The organism is Pseudomonas sp. 5Ae-yellow (assembly GCF_014077575.1).
GTDB classification, from domain to species: domain Bacteria; phylum Pseudomonadota; class Gammaproteobacteria; order Pseudomonadales; family Pseudomonadaceae; genus Halopseudomonas; species Halopseudomonas neustonica.
The window spans coordinates 1-480 of sequence record NZ_JACGWE010000145.1 but is presented as its reverse complement, the minus strand read 5'-3'; the positions used below and the strand labels follow the sequence as shown (position 1 = coordinate 480).

Below are 480 nucleotides of genomic sequence, written 5' to 3'. Positions count from 1 at the left end.
CCGTTTACCGTGGCCTTGACGCAGATAGCTGATCAGTTGTCGTTTCAACTCACCCCGAGGGTGCGCGTAGATTGCCAAGTAGATGCTTTCGTGACTCACATGAAGCTCGGGGCTGTCTGGCCAATGGAGCTTCAGTCTGGCGGCGATCTGCTGAGGAGACCAGCCCGATTTGAGCATTTTAGCTACGACCTGAAAGAGCTCGCTCTCAGGCAGCAAGCGCGAGAGGCGTCTGGCTTTGATTCGCCGCTCTCGTGCTAGAGCGCAGGCCTGGACGACATCATAGTGGTGGGCCGTACGATTACGTTTGAGCTCACGGCTAAGGCTGCTGACGTGTCGGTTCAGATGACGGCTGATGGAGCGTAGGCTCAATCCTTGGCCTTGCATCAGCATCAAGGCGACCCGTTCGTCAGTGGTTAAATGCGTATAGGTTCTCATGGCAACACTCTATCTCAGTTGTTGCACTTGGTCCTTGAGACCACC

Annotated in this window: 1 protein-coding gene; it reads right to left on the bottom strand. The window is 55.4% G+C overall.

The window, feature by feature from the left end:
• Positions 1 to 435: helix-turn-helix domain-containing protein (locus H4J77_RS19640; RefSeq protein WP_182250153.1), on the bottom strand; the 435-nt coding region annotated here is incomplete at its 3' end.
• Between the last annotated feature and the right edge of the window lie 45 nt (positions 436 to 480).